The organism is Cohnella sp. OV330 (assembly GCF_900112065.1).
GTDB lineage: Bacteria > Bacillota > Bacilli > Paenibacillales > Paenibacillaceae > Cohnella.
Window position 1 is genome coordinate 108811 of sequence record NZ_FOKE01000007.1, and the last position, 25087, is coordinate 133897.

General features: G+C 62.2%; 23 protein-coding genes. 12 read left to right on the forward strand and 11 right to left on the reverse strand.

From position 1 onward, the window contains the following. Positions 1-18: 18 nt before the first annotated feature. The 3 genes from BM235_RS17565 to BM235_RS17575 all read right to left on the reverse strand — a co-directional run bounded on the left by BM235_RS17565 (position 19) and on the right by BM235_RS17575 (position 2989). Positions 19-1065, reverse strand: a complete 1047-nt coding sequence (locus BM235_RS17565) for an HD-GYP domain-containing protein (protein ID WP_090115534.1) — start codon at positions 1063-1065, stop codon at positions 19-21. 116 nt (positions 1066-1181) lie between these two features. Then, on the reverse strand, positions 1182-2300 hold the full coding sequence (locus BM235_RS17570) for a ThiF family adenylyltransferase (protein ID WP_090115535.1): 1119 nt from the start codon (positions 2298-2300) through the stop codon (positions 1182-1184). Next, positions 2237-2989: a molybdenum cofactor biosynthesis protein gene (locus tag BM235_RS17575; protein WP_090115536.1), complete on the reverse strand. Its 753-nt coding sequence runs from the start codon at positions 2987-2989 to the stop codon at positions 2237-2239. Before BM235_RS17575 ends, BM235_RS17570 begins: the two co-directional genes overlap by 64 nt. A gap of 142 nt (positions 2990-3131) precedes the next feature. Between BM235_RS17575 and moaA the strand changes: the two genes are divergently transcribed. From moaA to BM235_RS17625, 10 genes are all read left to right on the forward strand, one after another. Next, on the forward strand, positions 3132-4136 hold the full coding sequence (moaA, locus tag BM235_RS17580) for a GTP 3',8-cyclase MoaA (RefSeq protein ID WP_090115537.1): 1005 nt from the start codon (positions 3132-3134) through the stop codon (positions 4134-4136). Between the two features lie 12 nt (positions 4137-4148). Then, positions 4149-5591, forward strand: a complete 1443-nt coding sequence (locus BM235_RS17585) for a bifunctional metallophosphatase/5'-nucleotidase (protein WP_255374445.1) — start codon at positions 4149-4151, stop codon at positions 5589-5591. 238 nt (positions 5592-5829) lie between these two features. Then, positions 5830-6930: an HD-GYP domain-containing protein gene (locus BM235_RS17590; RefSeq protein WP_090115538.1), complete on the forward strand. Its 1101-nt coding sequence runs from the start codon at positions 5830-5832 to the stop codon at positions 6928-6930. Positions 6931-7039: 109 nt separating this feature from the next. Beyond that, positions 7040-8194 carry a radical SAM/CxCxxxxC motif protein YfkAB gene (gene yfkAB / locus BM235_RS17595; RefSeq protein WP_090115539.1) on the forward strand — a complete coding sequence of 385 codons (1155 nt, stop codon included), beginning with the start codon at positions 7040-7042 and terminating at the stop codon, positions 8192-8194. A 58-nt stretch (positions 8195-8252) separates the two neighbouring features. Next, a complete protein-coding gene (locus tag BM235_RS17600) occupies positions 8253-9605 on the forward strand; it encodes a hemolysin family protein (RefSeq protein ID WP_090115540.1) in 1353 nt (450 codons plus the stop codon). 55 nt (positions 9606-9660) lie between these two features. Next, the gene (gene ytvI / locus BM235_RS17605) at positions 9661-10698 is read left to right on the forward strand and encodes a sporulation integral membrane protein YtvI (RefSeq protein WP_090115541.1); all 1038 of its coding nucleotides are present in this window, start codon (positions 9661-9663) and stop codon (positions 10696-10698) included. Positions 10699-10862: 164 nt separating this feature from the next. Beyond that, the gene (locus BM235_RS17610; RefSeq protein WP_090115542.1) at positions 10863-11084 is read left to right on the forward strand and encodes a spore coat associated protein CotJA; all 222 of its coding nucleotides are present in this window, start codon (positions 10863-10865) and stop codon (positions 11082-11084) included. A 98-nt stretch (positions 11085-11182) separates the two neighbouring features. Then, positions 11183-11410 (forward strand): spore coat protein CotJB, encoded by a 228-nt coding sequence (locus tag BM235_RS17615; protein WP_255374468.1) that lies wholly within the window; start codon positions 11183-11185, stop codon positions 11408-11410. A gap of 15 nt (positions 11411-11425) precedes the next feature. Then, positions 11426-11995, forward strand: coding sequence for a manganese catalase family protein (locus tag BM235_RS17620; RefSeq protein ID WP_090115544.1), 570 nt, complete (start codon positions 11426-11428; stop codon positions 11993-11995). Positions 11996-12161: 166 nt separating this feature from the next. Further along, positions 12162-12830 carry an HAD family hydrolase gene (locus tag BM235_RS17625; protein WP_090115545.1) on the forward strand — a complete coding sequence of 223 codons (669 nt, stop codon included), beginning with the start codon at positions 12162-12164 and terminating at the stop codon, positions 12828-12830. A gap of 293 nt (positions 12831-13123) precedes the next feature. Here BM235_RS17625 and BM235_RS17630 read toward each other — a convergent pair whose 3' ends face one another. Genes BM235_RS17630 through BM235_RS17650 form a run of 5 tightly spaced genes read right to left on the reverse strand, consistent with a single transcriptional unit; the run spans position 13124 to position 19629 of the window. Further along, positions 13124-14449, reverse strand: a complete 1326-nt coding sequence (locus BM235_RS17630; protein ID WP_369803524.1) for a YheC/YheD family endospore coat-associated protein — start codon at positions 14447-14449, stop codon at positions 13124-13126. A 58-nt stretch (positions 14450-14507) separates the two neighbouring features. Next, positions 14508-15686 (reverse strand): YheC/YheD family endospore coat-associated protein, encoded by a 1179-nt coding sequence (locus tag BM235_RS17635; RefSeq protein ID WP_090115546.1) that lies wholly within the window; start codon positions 15684-15686, stop codon positions 14508-14510. Beyond that, positions 15686-17059 (reverse strand): YheC/YheD family endospore coat-associated protein, encoded by a 1374-nt coding sequence (locus tag BM235_RS17640; protein WP_090115547.1) that lies wholly within the window; start codon positions 17057-17059, stop codon positions 15686-15688. The genes BM235_RS17635 and BM235_RS17640 overlap by 1 nt, the downstream gene beginning before the upstream one ends. Further along, a complete protein-coding gene (locus BM235_RS17645; protein ID WP_090115548.1) occupies positions 16968-18287 on the reverse strand; it encodes a YheC/YheD family endospore coat-associated protein in 1320 nt (439 codons plus the stop codon). Before BM235_RS17645 ends, BM235_RS17640 begins: the two co-directional genes overlap by 92 nt. Then, a complete protein-coding gene (locus tag BM235_RS17650; protein ID WP_090115549.1) occupies positions 18262-19629 on the reverse strand; it encodes a YheC/YheD family endospore coat-associated protein in 1368 nt (455 codons plus the stop codon). The genes BM235_RS17645 and BM235_RS17650 overlap by 26 nt, the downstream gene beginning before the upstream one ends. A gap of 177 nt (positions 19630-19806) precedes the next feature. On the opposite strand from BM235_RS17650, the gene BM235_RS17655 reads away from it, so the two are divergent. Beyond that, positions 19807-20841, forward strand: coding sequence for an MBL fold metallo-hydrolase (locus BM235_RS17655; protein ID WP_090115550.1), 1035 nt, complete (start codon positions 19807-19809; stop codon positions 20839-20841). Positions 20842-20978: 137 nt separating this feature from the next. On the opposite strand, the gene BM235_RS17660 is transcribed toward BM235_RS17655, so the two are convergent. Then, entirely contained in the window at positions 20979-21533 is a 555-nt protein-coding gene (locus BM235_RS17660) for a phosphatidylglycerophosphatase A family protein (protein ID WP_090115551.1), read from the reverse strand. A 171-nt stretch (positions 21534-21704) separates the two neighbouring features. Here BM235_RS17660 and BM235_RS17665 point away from each other — a divergent pair, with 171 nt between their 5' ends. Beyond that, positions 21705-22787: a GerMN domain-containing protein gene (locus BM235_RS17665; protein ID WP_090115552.1), complete on the forward strand. Its 1083-nt coding sequence runs from the start codon at positions 21705-21707 to the stop codon at positions 22785-22787. Between the two features lie 28 nt (positions 22788-22815). On the opposite strand, the gene BM235_RS17670 is transcribed toward BM235_RS17665, so the two are convergent. Both BM235_RS17670 and BM235_RS17675 read right to left on the reverse strand, forming a co-directional pair. Further along, positions 22816-23844, reverse strand: coding sequence for a Ger(x)C family spore germination protein (locus tag BM235_RS17670; protein WP_158544035.1), 1029 nt, complete (start codon positions 23842-23844; stop codon positions 22816-22818). Between the two features lie 65 nt (positions 23845-23909). Beyond that, positions 23910-25064, reverse strand: a complete 1155-nt coding sequence (locus tag BM235_RS17675) for a GerAB/ArcD/ProY family transporter (protein WP_090115554.1) — start codon at positions 25062-25064, stop codon at positions 23910-23912. Positions 25065-25087: the final 23 nt, after the last annotated feature.

A 25087-nucleotide genomic window follows, 5' to 3' on the forward strand; every position in this document is an offset into this window, starting at 1 on the left:
GGCCGGGGCTAGCCGTATTTACGTCGAGATCCGATCGATCTCCAGGTCGCGTTCGACGGCCAGGTCAATGAACGCGTCGTCGACATGGATGAGCGGGCGGAACGGATCCGTCGGGTGCGTCATGATGATCGTCCCCCACCGTCCGTCGGACAACTGAGCGCGTTTGCCGATGAAGTTGGGAATCATCCGGTTGATGAACGTCTGCGTCATCTCTGCATCCAGTTCATTGAAGCTGAGTCGGTACAGCTCCTTCAGCACGCAGAGCAAATCCCGCTTTTCCTGGTGGATGCGGTCCGAAGTCATGGCGCTGTAAATATCAGCGATCGCGATGACTCTCGACATCGGCAAGATCGCTTCGTCCTGCAGCCGCTCGGGATATCCCGTACCGTCGCGCCTCTCGTGGTGCTGGAGCGCGGCGACGGCGATCCCGTCGTCCGGGTACGAGTCGGTCAGAATCCGATAGCTGTGTAAAGGATGCTTCTTGATCTCCTCGAATTCCGCTTCGGTCAGCCGCCCGCTTTTCTTTAGGAGCTCCTCGGAAATGCGGCTCTTGCCGATGTCGTGCAGGAAGCCTGCCATGCCCGCCCGGATCTGGTCCTCGTCGCTCCAATCCAGCCACTTGGCCATGTAGAAGCTAAGCATGCCGACCTGGACCGAGTGCTGATACGTATATTCGTCCTGCGTGTGCATGCTCAGCATCAGCGAGACGACGTCGCGTTCCTCTTGAAAATGTCTGACGAGCGGCTGGAAGCTCTCTTTGGCGTCCGCCTCGGAGATCCTGCCTTCCACGATCGCCTGCTTGAATAGCAGTTCGCACCCCACGACGGCGTCTTCGAACCTGAAATGGAGTTCGGGAGGGAACAGGTCCGCCGCGGTCTCGGAAGCTTCGAACGAAGGGGAAACGCGTTGCTCGATATCGACGTACTCGATTCGGTGCTGGTAGAGACGGGACAAATCATGCTCGTTCAATATCGCGCCACTGGACAGGACGTGCAGTCCGTATCCGTTGAAAATATCTTGCGAGATCTGATCGCCAGCCTGCAAATCGGTAATATGAATTCGCATTGCGCACCTCGCCGTATGGTCTTCTGCGGCATCAACGTCGGATAACCGCTTTCAAACCATATGTTACCAAAGTATACCGGGCGCTTGCAATGGATTTTTGTCGATAAGGAGTAGGACTATTCGCCGAGCAGCTCGGCGTAAAGGCGCCTCGCGCGAACCGGATCGTCCGTACCGGACACGAGCGCGCGCCCGTCGGGGAAGAGCGCAAAGGCGATGCCGTCTGCCCGCCGAAGGCGCAGCAAATAGTCGCGCAGCTCCACGTGTCCGAGTGCGGCCCATCTGGCGGCGAGACGCGGCAGATCGAGCGACGCGTCGGAAGCCGAGGGCGATACCTGGACCGTCTGGCGGCCGCAGAGCGAAGCGGTCAACGGTTCGGCGGCGTCCCCGTCGAGCCATTCGAACCTTCGATCGGGGCCGCATACGGGGCAGTCCGCTCTTCGCGCGCCCGCGATCCCAAGCTGTTGCCAGCCGGTATGCCAGAGGTCGGTCTGAAGCAGCGCGCCGTGCAGCGCTTCTTCGCGGCCGCCGAGCAGCTTGATCGCTTCCATCGATTGGACGGAAGCGACGAGATCGACGATCGGCCCCAGCACGCCGGCCGTCTCGCAGGTGTCGAGCGCGCCGCCGCGCGGCGGCTGCGGGAAGATACAGCGCAGGCAGGGGCCGCCCGTGCCGGGACGGATCGTCATCGTCATGCCGGAGGCCCCGACGGCCGCGCCGTAGATCCAAGGCTTGCCGTGCTTCGCGCTCCACTCGTTCAGCAGGTACCGGACCCCGAAGCTGTCGGTGCCGTCGACGACCAGATCGGCGTCCGACAGCAGCGTCTCGATGTTGCCCGCGTTCAGATCGACCGCGTACGGCTTGTAGGCGACGCTGCCGTTGATCGCGGACAGCCTTCGCGCGGCCGCGACCGCCTTCGGCGTCCCTTCGGCGGCATCCGCTTCATCGTACAGCAGCTGCCGCTGCAAGTTGGTCGGCTCGACGACGTCGCGGTCGATCAAGATAAGGCGGCCGATGCCGGCACGGGCCAGATGATTGGCCGAGACGCAGCCGAGCGCGCCGACGCCGACGATCGCGGCGGTCTTGGCGGACAAGGACGCCTGGCCGTCGGCGCCGAACGGAGCGAAGCGGACTTGGCGCGCATAGCGGTCCGCGCCGCCTGCGAACGCCCCGGTCACGGCTGCTCGCCGGCGAGCGGCGCCAGCGGATCCCAAGGACCGGTCTGATGGCCTTTCCATTCGGAGCCGTCCTCGTAAACCTCGCGTTTCCAGATCGGCACCGTCTGCTTCAGCCGCTCGATCGCATACCTGCTCGCCTCGTACGCGGGCGCGCGGCGGGGCGAGGAGACCGCGATGAGCACGCTCGTCTCGCCGATGCCGACCGGCCCGATGCGGTGGTGGATCGCGCACAGCGTGCCCGGCCACCGCTCGCCGATCTCGTCGCCGATCTGCCGCAGCGCCGCGAGCGCCATCGGTTCGTACGCTTCGTATTCGAGCGTGACCGTACGTTGACCGCCCGTGAGCTCCCGCGTCGTCCCCGCGAACAGGAGCGCGGCGCCGTGATCGGGGTGATGCACGAGCGCGAGCACGTCCTCCGCCGACAGCACCGCCGCCGATATCGCATAAGGAGCTGTTGCTGCCGGCACGGCTTCGTTGCCTGCGTCAAGCCCGGAACCGCCCGACACGGGCGGCAGCAGCGCGATCTCGTCGCCGTGGCCGATCTCCGCCTCGTCGGGCGAAAACGACTGATTGCGCGCGACGAACGACACCTCGATCAGATCGGCTTGCTCCGGATGGGCGGCCGCGAGCCGCCGCTTCAACTCGCCGGCCGCGAGCCGGTCCTCGGCGAATTCCGTCTCGAGCAGGCGCGTACCGAGGCGCTCGGCCAGTCCGGCGAATAAATATATTTTCCATTTATAAGTCGTCATGTATTTGCCCTGCCTTCCATACGTTTCACAAGGGGGTTGCCTTGTCCAAGCATACCATAATGCTTCTGAAAATGTTATGCTATAACCATGTCAGCTAGCATAACAGGAGGAGGTTTCAAGCTTCCTGAAGGAGGGCCACGCCATGACGGAATTAAAGGACCGATACGACCGCAAACATACGTACCTGCGCATCTCCGTCACGGACCGCTGCAATCTGCGCTGCCTGTATTGCATGCCCGAGGAAGGCATGGAGTTCATGGACAAAGAACGCCTTCTGACCTACGATCAGATCGCCGAGGTGGTGGAGACCGCCGCGGGATTCGGCATCTCCAAGCTGCGGATTACCGGAGGGGAGCCGCTCGTCCGGCCGGGCATCGCGGGATTGATCGCGAAGCTGAAGTCGATCGAGGGCATCGAGGAGATCTCGCTTACGACGAACGGACTGCTGCTCGGGCCGCAGGCTGCCGCGCTCAAGGTCGCCGGACTCGATCGCGTTAATATTAGCCTGGATACGCTGGACAGCGCCCGTTTTCGCTTCATCGCGCGAAGGGGAAGGCTGGACAAAGTGCTGGAGGGCATCGAGGCCGCGGCCGAGGCGGGCCTTGGGCCGATCAAGCTCAACTGCGTGCTGCTCAAGGGCGTAAACGAGGACGAGATCGGCACGTTTCTGCGCCTGAGCGCCGAGAAGCCGCTTCACGTCCGCTTCATCGAATACATGCCGATCGGGCACGACGACGCCGGCTGGCGCGACCACTATCTGCCGCTGACGCGCGTCGCCGAAGAGGCCGACCGCCTCGGACTGGCTTACGAACCGCTGCCGGAGGGGCCTGCGGGCAACGGTCCGTCCGAGAACTTCCGGATCGCGGGCGGTGCGGGCTCTTTCGGTCTGATCCATCCGGTCAGCAATCACTTCTGCGCCAACTGCAACCGGCTCCGCTTGACGGCGGAGGGCGATCTCAAGCCTTGTCTGTACTGGGTGGACGAGCTGAGCGTCCGTCCGGCGCTCGGCTCTCCCGAGGCGATGCGCGAGCTGTTCATGAAGGCGATGCGCATCAAGCCCGAGAACCATGAGATGGCGGCTCTGTTGGCCGGAGACGCCCAGTCGCATGTGCCGACAGGGCGCAGGATGTCTCAAATCGGGGGGTAGGAGGCGAAAGTGGTGCAAAGCGGCAAGCTGGTCCTGCTTCATACCAACGATATTCACAGTCACTTCGAGGAGGCCGCCAGGGCGGCCGATTATATAAAGGAAGTCCGCGGGTCCGTGCCTGCGGACCGGCTGCTGCTCGTAGATTGCGGCGACCATCTGGACCGCGTGCGGATCGAGACGGAGGGGACGGACGCCGCAGTGAACCGGGAACTGCTGACGCGGCTTGGCTACGACGCGGTAACGTTTGGAAACAACGAGGGATTGACCTATACGCCCGAGCAACTGGACCGACTGTACGAGAACGCCCCTTTTCCGGTCGTCTGCGCGAATCTGAAGCTCGCCTCGACCGGACGTTCTCCGGCTTGGATGCGCCGCACGCTGACGCTTCAAAGGGCCGGGCTGACCGTCGGCCTTTTCGGTCTTACGGTCCAGTTTCACGAATTTTACGAGCTGCTCGGCTGGGAAGCGTCCGATCCGCTTGAAGAAGCGGCGGCTTGCGTCGCCGAACTTCGGGCTGCCTGCGACGTCGTCGTGGCGATCTCCCATCTGGGACTTCGCCAGGACGAGCGGATGGCGGCGGCCGTGCCGGGCATCGACGTGATCCTCGGCGCCCATACGCACCATCTGCTGGAGGTGCCGCTTCGTATCGACGGCACGGTGGTCTGCGCGGCCGGCAAGTTCGGCCGCTACGTCGGCACCGTCGAGATCGGTCGCGGCCGAGACGGGCAGGGGCTTGCCATCGAGGGCCGGACCGTTCCGACCGAAGGCCGGCGGGCGGATCCCGAGACGGCGGACATCGTCGGCGCCGCGCTGCAGAAGGCGAAGCTGGCGATGGCCGAGCCGGTCGCGGAGCTGGCCGTTCCGCTCGCCGGAGACGCGGACGCCGAGAGCCCGCTCGGCACGCTGCTGGCGGGAGCGCTGCGCCGCAAGACCGGCGCCGAGATCGGGCTGACCAACGCAGGGCAGCTGCTCGACGGACTCGCGGCAGGGCCGGTGACCCGCGAGCGGATCCATGCCGTCTGTCCATCGCCGATCAATCCGTGCCTCATCGAGCTGAACGGCGCGCAACTGAAGCAGGCGTTCGAAGAGAGCCTGCTGCCTGAATTCATCGGCCTGGAATTTCACGGCTTCGGCTTCAGGGGCAAAGTGCTGGGACGCTTGTGCACGGACGGCGCCGAGGTGGTCTTCGATCCCGCGGCGCCGCCGTACAGCCGCGTAATCGGCGTTCGGGTGAACGGCGAGCCGCTGGACGAAGCGCGAGCGTATACGGTCGGCACGCTCGACATGTTCACGTTCGGCATCGGTTATGTCGGCTTGAAGCAGGGACGCGTCGTGCGCTATTGCCTGCCGGAGTTCATCCGCGACCTGCTCGCCGAGGCGCTGGTCGACGATCGGGCCGTGGCCGATTGCGTCCGGCCCCGATGGACGGAGCGCGCGGCTTCCGCTGCCCTTTAAGCATCGGCTTCTCGCATATGGCATGCAAGGCAAAACGTCCGCCTATTCGTCTTCAATGACGAATGGCGGACGTATTTTTGTGGGTTCATACGGACTTTTGACGAATACTGTCGACTTTTAGGAAGGAATATCTTGTCAATGGGCGTCAAATCTCTTACATTATCATAAGAGGATTCCGATGATATAGCCAGAGCCTTTTTCTGCGGACGAGCATCGCCAAGGGGGGAGTTAAAGGAATATGCGCTTGATGCCAGTGACAGCTTGCCTCCCCGGTATGAGGCTTGGTAAAAAGATTTTCTCCGAAGATGGCATCGTGCTGCTGGCCGAAGGAGTCGAAATGACCCAGGGACTGTTGAATCGCCTGAGCAGTATGGGCATTCATTACATCTATATTCAGGACCCGAAGACCGAAGGCATCGAGATTCCCGAGCTCATCAGCGAGGAGACGCAGCGGCGGGCGCTGAAGACCGTCAAAAACGTATTCCGCGAAATGGCCGACAGCTCCCGGCGGGGGATTTATCCCTACGTCGGCAAAGCCGTGCGCGAGACGATGTCGACGATCCTCGACGATCTGTACAGCAACCGCGATGCCATGATCATGCTGCTGAACCTGCAGAGCGTGGATCACTATTTGTACCTTCATTCGCTTAACGTCTGCGTGTACACGTCGCTGCTCGGCATCGCCCGCGGCTATAGCAGGGACGAGCTGATGACGCTCGGACTCGGCTCGCTGCTGCACGACGTGGGCAAGTCCCGGATTCCGCTGGACGTGCTGCTGAAGCCCGGGGCGCTGTCCAAGCAGGAGTTCGAGGAGATGAAGCGGCACACCGAACGAGGCTTCCAGCTGCTCAAGGACGAGCCGAACCTGCCGCTCATCGTCGCTCATTGCGCCTTCCAGCACCACGAACGTCTCGACGGTTCGGGATATCCGCGCGGCATTCAAGGCAACGAGATCCACGACTATGCCAAATGGATCGGCATCGTCGACTCCTACGATGCGATGACGAGCCACCGGATCTACCGCAACGCCATGCTGCCTCATCAGGCGGTAGAACTTTTGTATGCGGGCAGCGATTCGCTGTACGACACGGAGATGCTGCGCCTGTTCCGCGACAAGGTCGCCATTTACCCGGTCGGCATGACCGTGGAGCTGTCGAGCGGACAGAGCGGCGTCATCGTGGACGTGAACACGCTGACGCTGCACCGTCCGATCGTGCGGATCCTGACCAACGAAGCCGGCGAGGAGCTGAAGTCCCCGTTCGACATGGACTTGTCCAAGCACCTGTCGGTCATGATCTCCCGCGTCGTGACGAGCGGCCCGGCCTTAGCCGAAGCATAGCGCGCAATCGAGCCCTTGGAGCGGCGAGTCTCCAAGGGCTTTCGTTTGCGTTAGCCGGCGTTTACCCGGTACAATAGCATTACATTCGACAAGACAGGGAGTATGACCGATGATTGGCTCCGCCCAAGCCGGGACGGGCGCCCCCTTCGCGCCGCCGGCCGATCTCACGCCGCTGTCGCCTGCGTACGATCCGTGGGATCCGATCCGTTCGCTGCAGGCGTACGGCAAGCACGCGCTCACGAGCGTTGAATTTACCGTTACTCATTTATGCAATATGCGATGCGAGCATTGCGCCGTCGGCGACAGCCTGACGATGACCGAAGCCGAAGCGCTGCCGATCGATCTCATGCTTCGCAGGCTGGACGAAGTCGAGCATCTGGAGACGATCAGCCTTACTGGCGGAGAACCGACGTTCAGCATGAACACCGTCAACCATGTGCTGATCCCGCTGCTCAAGTACGCCCGGTCGCGCGGCATCCGCACGCAGCTCAATTCGAACGTCACGCTGGATTACGGCCGGTACGAGCTGATCGCGCCTCATTTGGACGTCATGCATATTTCCTTCAATTATACGGAGGCCGAGGACTTTCACCGCATCGGCTTCGCGCGCACCGGGCGAGAGGTCGGGCCGGGCGCCGCCGGACGCATGTACGAACGCATGATGGACAACGCCAGGAAGCTGGCCGATGGCGGCCTGTTCGTCTCGGCGGAGTCGATGATCAACTATCGGACGCACGGCAAAATGAAAGAAATCCACCGGCTCGTCGGCGAGATGGGCTGCAGCAGGCACGAGGTGCATCCGATGTACCCGAGCTCCTTCGCCTCCGGGCTGCCCGTCATCTCCAAGCGGCAGATGCTTGAAGCCGTCGAGGAGTTGCTCGACGTCCGGCGCCGCGATATGTGGATGCTGTTCGGCACGCTGCCGTTTTACGCCTGCGGCGACGATCCGCTGGAGCGCCGCCTGCTGAGCAGGCTGGCCGCCGAACCGAACGTCACCGTCCGCAACGATCCGGACGGCCGCAACCGCGTCAACGTCAACTTGTTCAGCGGCGACGTATACGTGACCGATTTCGCGGCCGTCCCGCCGTTCGGCAACGTCAAGACCGAGCGGCTCGACGACGTGTTCGGCCGCTGGCAGGAGCACCCGATGCAGCGCGGCCTCAATTGCCACTGCCCGGCCGCTGGCTGCTGCGGTCCCAATCTTCTCGTGACCGACATGTATTACAAGGATGTCGACTTTACCCGCCGCAGCGCGATCGTTTAACGCGCCGCGCGCGGTCCGTTCGCCTATGCCGCGTCGTACGAAAGGAAGCTGAAGCTGTTTGAACACGGAATTGTTATGGGGCTCGATCGCCTGGCACGCCGTCCTCGTTCTCTTTCTCGTGCTGCTGAACGGATTTTTCGTGGCGGCCGAATTCGCGCTCGTCAAGGTGCGCCAGTCGCGGCTCACGCAGCTGACGAACGAGGGCAACGTCAGGGCGAAGTACGCGCTGAAGGTCAACCGCAAGCTCGACGTCTATCTGTCGGCCACGCAGCTCGGCATCACGCTGGCGTCGCTCGGACTCGGTTGGACGGGCGAACCGGCCATCGCCGACCTGATCGTCATCCCGCTGCTTCACCAATACGGCGTGACGAACGAGACGACGATCCATACGATCTCGTACATTATCGCATTCAGCGCGATCACTTTCCTTCATATCGTCCTGGGGGAGCTCGCGCCGAAGTCGCTCGCGATCCAGAAGTCGGAGAGCGTGTCGCTGTGGCTGTCGCTTCCGCTGCTTCTTTTTTACAGACTGTTCCTGCCGGTCATCTGGCTCCTCAACAACGCGGCTAACCTGCTGCTGCGCATGATCGGCGTCAAGCCGGCAAGCGAGCACGATGCGGCGCATACGGAGGAAGAGATCCGCATTCTCATGAACGAGAGCGCGAAAAGCGGCATCATCGACAAGGAAGAGATGACGCTTTTCGACAACGTGTTCGAGTTTTCCGAGCGGGTGGCCCGCGAAGTCATGCTGCCTCGCACGGACATGGACTGCATGTTCACCAACCTGCCGTTCGACGAGAACATGAAGCTCGCCTATCGCGTCAAGCATACCCGGTATCCGGTCGGCGTCGAGGACAAGGACCAGATCATCGGATTCGTCCACATCACCGACGTGCTCACGGCCGATCCGGACGAGGAGCAGGACCTGCGCGCCTATCTGCGCCCGATCTTAAGCGTGCCGGAATCGATGGAGATCAGCCGCGTGCTGAAGCTCATGCAGCGCCATAAGTCGCAGCTCGCGATCGTCATCGACGAATACGGCGGCACGGCCGGCATGCTGACGGCCGAGATGATCCTCGAGGAGATCGTCGGGGAGATGCAGGATGAATTCGACGACGAGCCGCCGACCGTAGAAATGCAGGGCGACGTGTATTCGGTAGACGGCCGCATGCTGATCGAGGAGGTCGACGACCTGCTCGGCGTCGAGATCGAGGAAGAAGAGGTCGATTCGATCGGCGGCTGGCTGTTCAAGAGCCTCGACGGCAACGTCGCGGAGGGCCGCAAGATCGTCGAGCAGGGCTACGTATTCGAGATCGCCGAAGTGGAACGTCTAAGAGTTCAGCGCGTACATATCTATCGGTATAAACAATCGGATGCGGACGACCGGACGGACCCGCCTTCCGACCTGTAGCTGACGTATACCGGCTTCGCCGCCAGGGCGACCGATCCTCGAAAGGTGTGAATGCATGCCGCTGCGCACAGTATTGCTGATGGTTTTGGGGCTTGGCTTTCTTTATTTGCTGTTTACGGTAGGCGCGCCCTTCCTGCTGGCCTTGATCGTCGTCATCTTCCTCGAACCGCTCACGAAGATATTCATGACCAAGCTTAAAATGAACCGGCTCGCGGCGTCTACGGTCACGAGCACGCTGTTCACGGTCGTGCTGCTCGGGCTCATGGGACTGATCGGCATCAAGATCTTCGCCGAGCTCACCTCGTTCTGGAGCAACCTGCCGTCGTATCTGAAGAGCGCCAACGACTATATTCAGGACGCGCTCGAAAAGGCGAGCAACTCGTACAACGGACAGGGCGGCGACAACGGGCTGCCGATCAAGCTGGAGAGCTTGACGAACAATTTGACCGACTGGCTGTCGGGACTCGCCACGTCGATTTCGAAGCCGCTCGTCGGTTTCGCGGCAGGCATCCCTAGCTTTTTCGTCGTCCTGATCGTCTTTTTCGTCGCCGTCTATCTATTCAGCCTGAGCCTGCCGACGATGATGGCGTCGTTCCTTTCGATCTTCGCCGAGGAGTCCAGAAGCCAGGTCGCGCAAGTTATGGAAAACCTGCGCAAGTCGATCTTCGGCTTCCTGCGCGCCCAGTTCGTGCTGAGTCTCATGACGTACGTCATCTCGTTCGTCGGGCTGCTCATCATCGGCACGGGTTACCCGCTCGCGATCGCGCTGCTCATCGTCGTCGTCGACATCCTGCCGATTCTCGGCACGGGGTCCGTGCTCGTGCCTTGGGCGGCCTATATGATGCTGACGGGAGATACATACACCGGCATCGGACTAATCCTGCTTTTCCTTGTCATCACCGTCGTCCGACGAATCGTGGAGCCGAAGGTGCTGGGAGATGCCGTCGGCATCGGCGCGCTTCCTGCGCTCATCAGCCTGTATGTCGGATTCGAATTGGTCGGCCTTGTCGGCGTCTTCCTCGGTCCTGTCGTCGTCATCGTGTACATGGCCGCCCGCAAGGTCGGGTTGATCAATCTCAAAATCAAGCTGTAGCCGCCTTGCGTTTTAAGTGCGCTAAGCCCCCGCCAATATCCGGCGGGGGCTTGTTTTTTTAGACGAGCCTATCAAAATTTATCCGTTCTTGTCGTTCGAACCGGGCGCACGGGCGCATAGGCTAGAGCAGTACGCCGTACGGTAACGCCTAAGGAGGAATTCGCGTGTACGACAACCAGTGGCGGGAGTGGCGCCCCTATGCCAGCCCCGACGATCCATGTCCGCCCGTGCCGGTAAAGAGGTATATCGTGCCGCCCAACCAGTATATTTATTTTCAACCGTCCAACCTGCCCCAATTTCCCCTCGACGAAGCCCTGTTCAAAGGTACGCTGTGGCCTGCGCTATATAGTCCGTATACGTCGCGCTGCAACCGCAAAGGAGGCTGATAGGCGTGGCCGACAGAGAGCAAGTCGCGAACCGGAACAATGAGAACGCCTATGCGCAGCATGAACCCCAGCGAGGGGGAGAAGCTTACAAGCGGGACCTGCTTGAGATTCAAAAGGTCGACTTCGCGCTCGTAGAGCTGAATCTGTTTCTCGACACGCATCCCGCCGACATGCAGGCGCTCCAACAATTCAACCAGCTCGCGCAGCTTCGCAAGCAGCTGATGGCCTCGTTCGAGCAAAAGTACGGGCCGCAGATGGGATTCGGCAACAGCTTCAGCCGGTATCCTTGGCAGTGGGTCGACACGCCGTGGCCTTGGCAAGTGTAGAAGAGGGGGCGCGATATGTGGGTTTATGAAAAGAAGCTGCAGTATCCCGTCAAAGTCGGCAAATGCGATATCCGAATGGCGCGCTACTTGTCCGAGCAGTACGGCGGCGCCGACGGGGAGCTCTCGGCCGCGCTTCGATACCTCAATCAGCGCTATACGATACCCGACAAGGTCATCGGCCTGCTGACGGACATCGGCACGGAGGAGTTTGCTCATCTTGAAATGATCGCCACCATGATCTACAAGCTCACCAAGGACGCATCCGTCGAGCAATTGGAAGCAGCCGGTCTCGGGCCTCATTTTGCCAACCATGACAGCGCGCTGTTCTACGAGAATGCGGGAGGCGTGCCGTGGACCGCTACCTATATCCAAGCGAAGGGAGATCCGCTCGCCGACCTGTACGAGGATATCGCGGCGGAGGAGAAGGCGCGGGCGACGTATCAGTGGCTGATCGACATGACGGACGACGTCGATATCCAGGACAGCCTGAAGTTTTTGCGCGAGCGCGAAATCGTGCATTCGCTGCGGTTCCGCGAGGCGGTCGAGATCATCAAGGCGGATCGAGAGCAGAAGAAGGTCTATTGAGCGAACGGTTCATCGGATACTTAAAAGCGGATCCCCTTCGGGCAACTTTGCCGTGAGGGGATTTTTCACGTTCATGGAGGAGAGCGTACCCTTCTAAGCGAGCTGCGGAGGTTGCCACATCCGCCGGGCTCCGGTATGATGGATGAAAAAAAACGAGGAGTCGACTATGAAACGGTACGATTTGCCGGAAGCCATGCTGTTCGATCTGGACGGAACGCTGTTCCGTACGGAGACGCTCTTAGAGGAAGTGCATCATCGCGTCTTCGCGACCTTGCGCGAGGAAGGCTTGTACTTAGCGCCGGAGCCGCCGGTGGAGCGCCTGCTCGGCTCGCTAGGCATGCTGCTCGAGCATATTTGGCAGCAGGTGATGCCGGACGGCTCTCAAGCCGCGCAAGATCGCGCGAATGTATTGCTGTTGCAGTACGAGCTGGAGGAACTGGAGAACGGGCGGGGCGATCTGTACGAAGGAGTGCCGGAGGTGCTGCGCGAGCTGAAGGGACGCGGCGTGCGGTTGTTCGTGGCGAGCAACGGGCTTGAAGCCTACGTCAAGGACGTGCCGCGTCTGAGGGGCATCGGAGAGCTGTTCGAAGGCTTCTACAGCGCCGGCGAATACGGCACGCGCTCGAAGGTCGAGCTCGTACGCTTGCTGCTCGAGCAAAGCGGCGCGAAGTCGGCGTGGATGGTCGGCGACCGTCACTCGGACGTCGAAGCGGGCAAAGGCAACGGCTTGTTCACCGTCGGTTGCGACTATGCCGGTTTCCGTCGCGAGGGCGAGCTGGACGGCGCGGACGTGCGGATCGGGAGCTTTTCCGAGCTGCTGGAATTGGTGCGCTGAAGCTGGGCCGAGCATGAAAAAACAGAGTAGGCTCCGAGGGGAGCTTACTCTGTTTTTTATTAGCGGCGAGCGAACGCGAGAAGCCACGCTTGCTATAGAGAATGCGGTAGCTCGCTTTTGGTGCGAGTAAGGGTGAACGCCTGCTGTAGAGAAGGCGATAGGCAGAATCCGGCGACGCAGTGTGCAATCCCCTACTGTAGAGAAGGCGGTAAGCAGAAACGGACGCCATCTAGAGCAATCCCATGCCGTAGAGAAGGCGATAGGCAAATGTAGTTGGCGGCGAGGCGCTTCAATCAGAAGAACGGACCGCCGCCAATGCCGCCGAAGTCGGCGGTCTCCGCAGCGAAGCCGCCGCCAACCGGCAGCCCGCCGCCCGCCGCGGCGCTGCCCGCCGTCTGCGTCCTGCCGGACGCGGAGCCGGCTCCGTTTCCGCCGCTAGCGCCTCCGGCGCCGGCCCCTGGGCTGCCGGCATCGGATCTGGCCGGCATGCGGCTTTTGCCGGTACGCGCGAGCCGCCGCTGGCGGTGAAGCCACGCCGCGTACTCGAGCGGCCTGGACAACGCCGTCCGGTACACGTCGCGCTCGCCTGCCTGGGTGAACACCTCGCGCGAGGGCTTCGGATTGACCTCGAGCAGCCAGACGCGCCCCTCGCGGTCGATCGCCAAGTCCAGCGCGAGCTCGCAGAGCGCCCCGTACGTGCGTTCGAGATGCCGCGCCACGCCGATGCCGAGCGTCTCGGCGGTCTTGCGGATCTGGCCGATGCGCTCCTCGCTGCCGATCCATTCGCGCAGCAGCGTCTTCATGGGCACGGCCTTACCGCCGCCGTGCAGGTTGCTCGTGATGCTGCGGGGCGGCCCGACGCGGCCGGCGCAGCCGGTCACCGTCCATTCGCCTTCGCCGTTTTTTTGCACGAGCATCCTGTAATCGTGCACCCGTCCGCTCGGCAGCCGGATATGCAGCCCTTGCTGTACGATATACCGGTCTCCGTGCTTATCCCACGACCGCAGCACGCCGGCTAGCTGCTCTTTGGACACCCGCCTCGGCGTTACGATGCGGCGGCTATGATCGCGGCCCTGCACCGCGTAGGAGCCGTCCTTCATCCGCTCCACCCGCAGGATGCCGCGCCCTCCCGTGCCGTTGATCGGCTTCACGTAGACGAGCGAATGCTTGCGCAGCATCGCCTGCACGTCTTCGGCAGCGTCGTAGAACCGGGTCGAAGGCAGATGGGGCTCGAACGCGGCCACTTTGCCGAGCGTCCGGTGAACGGTCCACTTGTTGCGCAGCGGACGGTTCAGGAACGTCAGGTGGCCGTACTTCCTCCTGAAGGCGAGCAGCCGCTGGAATCGCTGGCTGCGCTGGATGCGGCAGCGGTCGTAGATGAGTTGCGGGAACCGGACCCACCTGCGCTCCCACGTCCGCGAATTCGGACTGTAGAACATCGCGAAGATGCGTTCGCCCTCGTCGTCGACGTCGTCCGGCGTGAAGACGAATACGTTGAGCCCGTGCTTGCGTCCGATCGCGGTCATTCGCGCATAGACGGGCTTTTCCTCCAGCATCTTGCGGTCGTTCAAATACAGCGTCAATATGCCAAGCGTCGGCTGCGCCGCCACGTTCGTCACCTCGGTTCGGAATCTGCCGCATGGGCAAGCGCCCCGGCTTTGCCGTTCATCGGCGGCTTTACCTTCGGTCCTGGTTGCGACGCCGATGGATATAATGGCCGTATTGGAAAATGCGCTCGAGCGATTTTTTGCGAATATGCGGCTCGTCGAACTTCATCGGCTTCGAATTCGCCTCGAAAAACCACAGATGTCCGTCCTCGTCGACCCCGAGGTCCATCGACATCTCGAACAGCCGGCTGCGCGCGGAACGCTCGATCCGGGCCGCCAGCACGAGCACGGTCTGACGGACCTTCGTAAATACCTGCTGCGCCTTATCCGGTCCGAACACGGCGGCGAGCAGCCGCTCCGGATCCTCGATCGTGCCGCCGCGCGGCACATGCGTGGTGATGCTCGACGAGCCCGCCATCCGAGCGCCGATGCCGGTCAGCTCCCAGGCGCCGTCCGCGTTTTTCTGCACGAGCGCGCGCAGGTCGAACGGCCTTCCGTTCACCTTCGCCAGCGAGATGCCTTGCTGGGCGATATACGGCTCGGATTGGGCTTTCGTATGGGCCCGCACCCGCAGCCAGAGCCGGTTCAGCGTCGAGCAGTGGTACGTGTTGCTGCCTTTTTCATCCTGCACCTGCAAACGGTACGGCAGGTTTTTTTCGGGCGAGATCTTGACCGTCATGATGCCGACGCCGGCTTTGCCCATGACGGGCTTCAGATACACGAGCGGATGGCGCCGCAGCATGCCGGACAGCACCGTCTGTTCGGTCAGCCGCTTCGTCTCGGGGACGTAGCCGCGCGTCGTTTTGTACTCGCTCAGCCATTTGAACAGCGACCATTTGTTGAAAAAGCGCCGATTGAAAAACGCCATGTCGGGTTGGCTGGCGATCCGAGCCAGCTTCTTGCGCACCCAAGGCAGCCTCTCGTCCTCGCGAAGCGGAATGCGGTTGTATACGAGGGTCGGACGCGGGAACCAGGATTTGAGCCATAGATCCTTCGAAGCGTTATAAGTGAAGCCCAGCACGCGCGGCGAGGTGAGCTTCAGATTGCGGACGGTCACGACGTAAGCCAGGAAACCTTGGTCCTCGCCGGTCTTCAGCAGGTCGGCGAAGTTCTGGCGGTTGCCTCTGAACAACTGCAGGTCGTCGTCGATCGTCAAGATCGCGAGCACGGGCTTCTCCTGCGCCTGCACGTTCGCGGTTCCGGGCGCCACGGCGAGCGCGCCCGGTTCTGCTGCGGCTGGTCGTAGCATCAGGACTCATCCTTCCTGCGGAATTTGCTGAGATAGAGACAGTGGTCCAGGATATATTGGAGCGAAGCTCTGCCCTGCTCCTTGAGCGCGGGATGCTTGAAGATCGAGCGGCCCGGCTTCGCGTTCGCCTCGAACATCCAGATATCTCCGTCCTTGTCGATGCCGATATCCAGGCCGAGCTCGCCGAGCGTATGCGAATAGTTGCGCTCGATCGCCTCGGACAGCTTGACGGCCGCGTCCTTGGCGTTTTGCAGTACCTCGGACGAGCGATCCCCGAACGTCCGGCTCAGCGCCTGTTCGGGCGTCATGAGCTGCCCGCCGTTTTTAACGTGGGTCGTCACGCTGCCGCGGCCCGCTTTTTTCGCGCCGATGCCGGCTACGACCCAGCGGTTGTCGCCGTTTTTGTGCATGTGGAACCGGAAATCGATCGGGCAGTGGTCGATCTCGATCAGCCGGATTCCCTGCTGTACGACATAGCCCGACAGGCGCGCGCCGTGGCGGGCTCTCAGCATGCGAATCAGGCTCGCGAAGCTGGTGAACCGCAGCAGGACGTTGCTCGTGCCTCTCCGGTAGCGTACGAAGTAGCCTCGCTTCGGATGGTACGTCAATCGGTAGATGCCCATGCCGAGGCTGCCGCCCGTCGGCTTGTAGTAGAGGAAGTGATGTTTCTCCAGCAGCTCTTTGATTTTTTCGGACGTCGGATTGTTGATCGATTCCGGGAGATGGGCGAGCGCCTCCGGATCTTTGTCCAGCAGGCTGTACACGTCGGATTTATTGAAGAAGCTCCAGTTGAAAATCGGGATATGCCTTCGGACGAACTTTTCCCGCAGGGAAGTGATATAACTGCCGGTCTCCGCGCGCCTGCTCGGGAGCCGGTTGTACACGACGTCCGGCAGCGGCACGACGCGGCGCACCCAACCGCCGCCGCCGTCGAGGAACCAGCCGTGCACCGTTTCCTGCTGCCAGTTGATGTCTTTGGGCGTAAACGCGAAGAAATAGGCCTTCTTCTGGCCGACCGCGAGCAGCTGCTTGACGAATCCGGTCCGGGCGCCGAAAGGCGCGGTCTGCGAGCGGTCTCCGTCCGTGAGCACGCCGATCAGCGGCCCGAGCTGGATCTCGTCGCCATTCGCGTCGGCCAGGTAGACGTTGCCCGATTTCGGGACGCGGACGGAGCGCCTGAGCCCGGCGGACAGGAAGACGTGATGCCCCTTGCGCTTTACGGTCTTCAGGGCGGCAGGCACGACATCCCGGCCGAGCTTTACGTTGATCGTTCTGCGGCCGTCAATTTTCAGCATTTTGGCGAGCGGGCTGGACAGCCATATGACCTTCTCCGCTTGCTGCGTGAAGTGAACGTTGCACAAGGTCAAACTCATGACATACCCTCCCAGATGATACAAGCAGGATGTAACGCGCATAGGCCAAAGGGTTGTGAATCGCATCCGACATCGCCGCGTCCCCGGCTTCCGCCATGGAGGCGCGTCCGGGCTTCGTGTTCGCTTCGAGGAACCAGATCCGGCCTCCGCGGTCGATGCCGTAGTCGAGGCCGAGCTCCGCGAAGCGGCCGTACAATTGCTCAATGCGGGCGACGATGCTGCCCGAAGCCTCGCGGAGGCGCTCGAGCAGCCGGGCGGCCGCCCGCTCGCCGAAAAGTCCGGCGAGATAAGGCCCGGGCGGCCGGGCGACGCCCCCGCCGTGAAGATTGGCCGTCACGGATTCGGGCGCCCCCGTCCTGACCGCGATCCCGGTCATCCGCCAGACGCCGCCGCCGTCCTTCTGCATGAGCGCGCGCAAATCGAAGGGCTCGCCGCCCGGGCCGCGAAGCGCGAGCAGCGGCTGCATCAGGTACGGCCGGTGGCCGATCCAGGCGCGGACTTCGCGCAGCGCTTCGCGCCGGGGGAACCTGCGCGCGCGCACCAAGTCCCCGGCGGCGTCCCGGCCGCTCAGCGTCCAACGACCGCCCGGCGACTCCTCGATGGCGAGCGCGCCTTTTCCTTGCGAGCCGCCCGAGGGCTTCAGGAAGGCGGAGCCGCCCCGCGCCTCGATCCAAGAGACGAGCGAAGCTGCGCCTCGGTAGGCGGCGGACGGCGGCAGCAGCGGGCGGATCTCGGGGCAGCGGGACAGCGTCCGGAGCACGGCGGTCTTGCCGGGCAGGCTGCCGTTCAGCAGCCTGAAGCCGCCCGACTCCCGCATCGTGCGCAGCGCCGCGAGGCTGCGGTCCCGGGACTCGCGGTCGTCCGGCCATAGCCGGTCGTAGAGCAGGACGGGCGCCTGCACGGTCTCCCGCCGCCAGCCGCCATCGGCGTAGCGCCAGCCGGCGACCGCGTTCGTGCGGCTGTCCCAGGTCGCGGGATCGAAGGCATACGCGACGAGCGCATGCCGGGATGCGGCGGCCATCAGACGCCGGATGAAGTCCGCTTCGGCGAACGGCGCCGCCGTTCCCCCGTGGACGTATTCGCTTCGTTCGCTGACCAAAATGCCGATCGGGCGCAGCTCGCTCACGTTCGCCGGGCTACCGCTTCGCGCACGGGCGCGCCGTACGCCGTTCGCCGTACGCCGGATGCCGCCGCCTGCGCCGTCAGAATCCTGCAAGGTAACGGGCATATTGAATCATCATCCGCACCGATGGGCGGATTTTCCCCTCGTTTAGTGGCGTATTGTCGTTTTTAGAAGGCTTCGAATTCACTTCCAGGAGCCATACCCGCCCCGACGTATCGAGCGCCAGATCGACGCCGAGCTCGCCGAAGTGGGCGGAGATGCGTTCGTCGACGCCTTTGGAAATATCGAGCGCCGCCTTGTGCAGACGCGCCGAAACATCCTTGCGGGCGCCCGGCGCCATGTTCGACCTGGCGACCGCTTCCTTCACCGTGGACAGCGTGCCGCCGCGCGCGAGGTTGGAAACATAATGCTGACTGCCCGCGATTCTGCCGACGATCGAGGTGACGACCCATTTCCCCGAAGCGTTCTTCTGCGTCAGCGCGCGGAAGTCGACGGGCCGGCCGCCGATCTCGATGAGCGTCAATCCTTGCTGGATCAAGTACCGCACGGTTTTCATCTTGCCGCTGATCGCCGCGAATACCTTCATCAGGTTCGGATACACCTGCTTGCGCGTGCCCATGGGAGTCGTGAACGATGCCGTCCAGCCCTCCGGCCCCGCGCGGCTTAACCGGATGATGCCTTTGCCGAGACTGCCGCGCACCGGCTTGAGGAAGACGGACGGGTATCTGGCGCACATGCTTTTCAGCGTCGTGTAGCTCAGCAGCGAATGGGATTCGGGCAGATAGCGCAGCACCGCGGCGTCGCCTTTGAGCGCGTCGAACACTTCGGATTTGTCCAGGAACTTTTCGTTGAACACTTGGGCGCCGTAGCGCTGCTTGATGTCGATCAGAAATTGTTGGACGCTTGATTTGTTCTCGAGCTTGCGCGAGGTCAGCCGGTTGTTCACGACGTCCGGCGCCGGGAGAACGGCCTGATGCCAGCCGCCTTGATACACCCAGCCCTCGACGCCGCCGCTCCGCGAAACGATGCCGCCAGGCGTGAAGAAGTAGACGAACGCGCCTTGGCTCCGGCAGGCGTCCACCAGCTCCCGGCAAAACATCGTGATGCTGCCGAACGGCTTGTCGGGCTGCGTCGGGTAGTCCCGGCTGACCAGCACCCCGATGACGGGACCGAGCGACAGCGTGCGGGACCCCGGCCGGTACTGAAGGCGCAGCGGCGTGCCCGAAGCGAGACCCATGCGCCTGGCCAGGGCGTGCCCGACGCGAAGCCCGTCGTACCGGGGCACGGGGATCACGGTGACCGATTGGCGAAAGGAACCGAACTGCAGGATGAGCTGCTGCTGGGCCGGGATTTTGGCTGCCTTCATCACCGAATCCCCCAGCATCAGGACGTCATCGGCCATTATGCCGGAGCTTACGACCTGGACGTCGACCTTTGGGGTAGGCATGTGGACGGCTCCTTCCAACGTGCTCGCAGTCCGTCCTCGAACGGCCCGGACGGGGCCGCCTTGCGGACGCAGGCGAGAATACACCATCATATGAGGACATCTATCCATAGGTGATTGGCCGACTCCGCCTAAAAAACGCTATACTGGGAACAAACGAACGATCGGGGAGGCTGTGAGATGAGGGATTCGCCGCCTCTTTGGACGCGTCACGCGAACGGGATCGTGCAGCTTCGGCTGCCGCTGCCGTTCGCGCTGAAGCAAGTCAACGCTTATCTGCTGCAGGCGGACGACGGTTGGACCGTCGTCGATCCGGGGCTGCGCACGCAAGAAGCCGAAGCCGCATGGGAAACGTTCATGGCGCAGGCGGGCATCGAATGGCGCGACATCGCGCGGATCGTGGCGACCCATTATCATCCGGATCATTACGGACTCGCGGGCTGGCTGCAGGCGCGCACGCGCGCGGAGGTCTGGCTGTCGGAGACGGCCGGCTTTTATGCGCGGCGCCTGTGGGGGGGAGACGAGACCTTCTCCGCTGAACTGGTTGCAGCTTTCCGCGCGCACGGACTTCCGGAGCCGCTATGCGCCGGCGTTCTGGCGAATTTGGAGAGCGTCAAGCGACAGGTGCTGCCGCACCCGGCCCGGACGCGAACGATCCGGGCGGGGGACATGCTTTCCTTCGGAGGGGCACGGTGGGAAGCGATCGGCGGAGAGGGACATGCGCCGGGGCATCTCGCTTTTTACGATCGCGAGCGTCTCATTATGCTGTGCGGCGATCAGGTGCTGCCCGACATCACGCCGAACATCGGCTGGATGGCGGGCGGGGACCCGGATCCGCTCGGCTCGTATTTGTCGAGCCTTGACCGCATGGCGGCATGCGAGGTCGTCACGGCGAATCCGGGACATCGGGAGCCGTTCGCCCGTTACGGCACGCGCGTGGCCGAGCTGCGCGACCATCATGCCCGGCGGCTCGTGCGCATGGCGGCGCTGGCGGCGGAGCTGGCCGCCCGAGACAAGGGGCGGTTCGCGGCGTTCGCCATGTGCGAGGCGCTGTTCGGCGAGCGCATCGGCGGCAATCCGCACAATCTGCGGTTCGCCATGGCGGAGACGATCGCGCATTTGGAGCGGATGACGTTCGAGGAGACGTTGGTCCGGGATCGCGGGAGCGATGCGGCGGCCGGCGCCTCGCGTATCTATTACCGGGCGGCGCGCTGAGCCCTGCCGCAACGGCGCAGCTTCGCGGCGATGCCGGAGCGTCCTTCCCGATTTTAGGATAGCGACATGAGAAAAACGCCTCCATGACGAGCGCTTCGGCGCGCGCATGGAGGCGTTTTTGTTGCAAGCTTGGGACGTTACTCGCTTTGAGCTTGTTCGGCGAGCGCTTCCTCGACGGCTTCGCGCTCCGCTTGCTTGCGGTGGGCGATCCGGCTGGCCGCGGACGCGGCGATGGCGCCGACGATATCGTCCAGGAACGTATGGACGTCCTTCCCGTTTTTCTCGTTAAGCTTCTTCAGCACGCCGGGCTTGAACTTGTCGACGTAACCGAAGTTCGTGAGGCCGATGCTGCCGTATACGTTAACGATGCTGAGCGCGAGCACCTCGTCGCAGCCGTAGAGGCCTTCGTCATGCCAGATCATGTTCTGAAGCGGGGGCAGCAGCTGGCCTTGCTCCGCAAGCATGTCGAGCTGAATGCCGGTCAGCACGGCGTTCTGGACTTCGCGCTTGGACAGGACGGCTTCGACGTTCGTCACGCATTCGTCGAGGGTCAAATCCTTAAAATAATCCTTTTGCAGCAGCATGACCAATTGGCCGATCTGTTCCTTCGCGACTCCGCGTTTGCCGAGCCAGTCCATGGTCGCCTGGGCGACTTCCTTGCTATTAAGCCGGTAGTTGGCCGGATTGGACATGACGCACACCTCTTTCTGGTCTTCGCTCTCCCATGCGAGCGATCACGATCATTATATTCCTCGCCCGCGCCGGACAAACCGTACATATTTCTCCAGGGGGCTCGTATACATAGTACTACAATACGAGGGAAGCGATAAAGCGCGGCGCCCCTGCGGGAGGAATTGGCAAAGATGATACCGATCCATTATCGCAAACCGTTGTGGAAGCTGCTTGCCGCGGGAGGACTAGCCGTAGCCGTCACGGGCTGCAGCATTACGGGCGTAGAAAAGACCGCCTCCGATCCGATCGACGCGCCGCCGGCCGTCGTCGAAAATCAGATGCTTCAGGCCGCCGACGACGCCATGGCGCCGATGGGGGGCTCCGCGATCCCGGACGGTCTGACCGTGTATCTGAAGGACAGCAAAGGCTACGTCGCGCCGATGACGCTGGACCGGTCCAAGCAGGAGAGCGCGACCGGGCCCAACGCCCCGGAGATCGAAGCGCTGGCCTGGATGACCGCGGACGCCAAGCTGGCGGGACAGCTTCCGCCGGGCTTTACGCCCGTGCTGCCCAAAGGGACGGTCGTCTCCAAAGTCGTTAAAAATCCCGAAGCCGGCTCGGTCACCGTCGACTTCGCGAAGCCGCTATCCGGCATCCCGGCATCGGACGAGCGCAAGGCGCTGGAGGCGATCGTCTGGACGATGACGGAGCTGCCCGGCATCGACAAGGTGCATCTCACCGTCGCCGGCCAGGACATGACCGAATTGCCGGCTTCCGGCTTGCCGGTGCCCGGCGTGCTCACGCGCAATATCGGTATCAACCTGGAACGCTCGCCTAAGGTCAAAGTGAGCGATTCGATGGCCGTGACGCTTTATTTCTCCGCCAAAAACGAGCAGGGGGACGGCTATTTCGTGCCCGTGACGCGCCTCGTCGAACGGCAGAACGACCGCGCCCGCGCCGCGCTGAGCGAGCTGATCAAAGGACCGCAGGATACGAAAGGCCTCGAAGCCGTCATGCTCGCGAATACGAAAGTGGAAGAGCTCGCCCTGAAGTCGGATACCGTTCAGGTCAAGCTGCAGGAACAGGACTGGGCCGCCGGAATGACGATGCCGACCGAGATGATGGAAGGATTGGTGCTGACCTTGACCGAGGCGACCGGCGCCCCGAAGGTCGCGGTCGCCGTCAACGGCAGCACCAAGCTCACCGGGGCCGATAGCGAGACGTACGAGCAGCCGGTCGAACGCCCCGCGCAGATCAACGCTTATACCGGCTGAGCCTGACGCGTCGCTTGATCCCAGCCAGCTAGCGAATCAGCCCGGATCCTTGAATCGATACGTTCGCGCGCACTTCGAACCGGATCTCCGGGTAGAGACGCTTCCATTTCTCCCATCTGCCCTTCGCGTTGTGATGGTCGGCCAAGTAATGCAGGCCGAAGCCGTAAGGATCGACGCCGGCGTCGCGGATCTTGTACAGCATTCGTTCGGCCTCCTCCGAGAAGTGCTTGCCCATTTTGCGCTCGAGCCCTCCCCAATCTTTCTCCAAAAGATGGGGAGGGCTTTGCTCGAGGAAGCCCTCGATGGAGACGTTAACGACGGCGACGGGATCTTCTCCGCCCTTCAGGTTGATTTTAGATGTCGTGTGCGTCGCGGCGAGCACGATGTTGAGCGGCTTATCCGGCAAGACGAGGATCGTATTGTCCACGCCGAAAGCCGTCATATTGAACAAGAGCGTCTCGTCCGGATCGAGGAAGAGACGCGTTTTGTCTTTGTCCAACACCGCGGCGCGGTCGATCTTGTAGGCGTCCCGGAACACGTTGGCCACGGGCAGCACCGGGTCAAGGCCGGTCTCGTATACCCGGCGGTACAAATCGAACAGATAAGTCGTGACCGTGTTGGCCGCCTCCGTGCCTTCGTTGCCGAACGACAGAAAGAGCGAATTGCCGGGATATCGTTCCGACTTGGGCTTCAGGTTGACGACGGAGTAAGCGTCAGGATCGCCGACCATGACGTTCGAGACGCTCTGGATATCGCGTCGCCGGGACAGCCATTGCAACGAGTTGTCGATGCCGTCCTTCTCGATCAGCTTGCGGCCGAGAATGAACTCGCGGCAGTGTCCGAATTCCAGCTCCTTGTCCACGGTCGATTTCAAATGCCGGACGGCTTCTGCGATCGAGGCGGCGTCCGCGGTCTGCACGACGGACATGGCGCCCCCTTCTTCGACCTTGGAGGAAGGAAGGGCTAGCCTGAGCGTCACTCGGTAGGGCGCGGCCGGATTGTCAGAATAATCGAATCCCGCCGAGACGACGAAGTACCGCTTGTCGATATCTTTCATCTGACAGCCGCCGAGCGCGAGGAGCAACGTTAGACATAGGCACCGCAGCAGCGTTCGATGTCGTATCATCGGCTCGCACCGCCGCTCCGCCGTTCATGCTGGTCGTCGATCCGCTTCATGTATCCTTTTTTCTTCATGACGAGAAAGACGAGCAGGAGCACGATCAAGATGGATTCGATGATAAAGCGCGTGACCAGCCACAGCTCGGCAGCCACGCGGTTGAATATATCGTTGGTAAAATACGCGTAGACGAACGTCAATCCGGCCAACACCCCGCAGATCCACCAGTTAATGGCAGGCACGTTGACTTCGTCCGTAGCCGGCTTGTACTTTTTGAAGCAGGCTTTGAAAAATTCCATGCCGGTATGCCACGTATTCATGACGAACACGAGCGAAAGGAATGTATAGAGCAGCAGGAACAAGTAGAGTACGCGCTGGATAAATCCGTACTTCATCATCAGGCTGTCGGTCGTGACGCTCCAGACGTACAGATAGTTGCCGACAGCCTGGGTACCGTGGAAGCCGATCGGCACGAAAAAGGAGACGAGCAAAAAAAAGGTGCCGACGATCGGGATGGTCCATCTGAGCCTGAATTTGAGATCTTTTGGATTCAACCGGTTGAACAGCGTGATGTTCATATGGCCGGAGAAGACGAAGGAGGCTGCGAAAAGGCAGACCATCGACGGCGGCTTGCGTATGCCCGCGTCGGCGACGAGCCGAATGGCGTCCCAGTCCAGCCAGTGGCTGAACAGCGCCTTGAACAGAATCCACAGAATGATCGGCGTGCTGACGATAAGCAGCACCTCGTGCGTGAACTGTACCGATCGGGACGTGCGGGAAGCGGCCCAGAGCGAGGCTGCGGCCATGATCGCCAGGTTCAGATAGGAGCTGGCCTCCGGATCGAAGAAGATGCCGACCGTATTGGAGTAAGAGAACAACACGATGATGCCCGCGGTGCACCAGATCACGACGCCGACCATGTTCAGGCAGTTGGCCAGCCAGACCGGCAAGAAAAGCTTGTAGATCTCGGGCAGGCCGAGTCCCGGAAAGCGTTGGAAAAAGGCGGAGGTCACGTAGCTGTAGACCGTTCCGAAAACGATGGCGAGCGGAAACGACGATACGGCCCCGTCGAACCGGTGGCTGATCAGCACGTACGGGACCAGCACCATGATATTCATCATTCCGACGTAGAAGATGTGATAGTAGTAATAACGGATCATGGGGCAACGCCTCCCTCTCGAAC